At 47.7% G+C, this 300-nt stretch carries 1 protein-coding gene; it reads left to right on the top strand.

From position 1 onward, the window contains the following. A partial coding sequence (locus GO013_RS17135) for a hypothetical protein (RefSeq protein ID WP_203529739.1) occupies positions 1-300 on the top strand: 300 nt, incomplete at both ends.

The raw sequence follows: 300 nt of genomic DNA, 5'->3' as shown, positions 1-300 counted from the left end.
GTCTCCGCGCACTCGTGATAATCTCATCTCAGAATTGCAAAAACTGAATGAGGATGTCGACAGACATGCCCCGCAAGTCCTCCAAATTGAAATGGACTACCGGGCCAAAAACTCAGAAACCTCCTCAAAAGGAGAAAAAGAGAAAATCGAGGGATCATGCATCCAATGCCTCTCGGTTCAAAAAGCAGCCAGTGCAACCATCGCCTTCACTAAGGAAGACCTCCTACTTGGCGAAACAAGGCACAACCGACCCCTGTACTTCACAGGGTACATCAAGGAAATACCGATGCACATAGTTCA

Source organism: Pseudodesulfovibrio sp. JC047 (assembly GCF_010468615.1).
Lineage (GTDB): Bacteria > Desulfobacterota > Desulfovibrionia > Desulfovibrionales > Desulfovibrionaceae > Pseudodesulfovibrio.
Note: the sequence above shows the minus strand (reverse complement) of the source record. Positions and strands in the feature narration are given on the sequence as shown.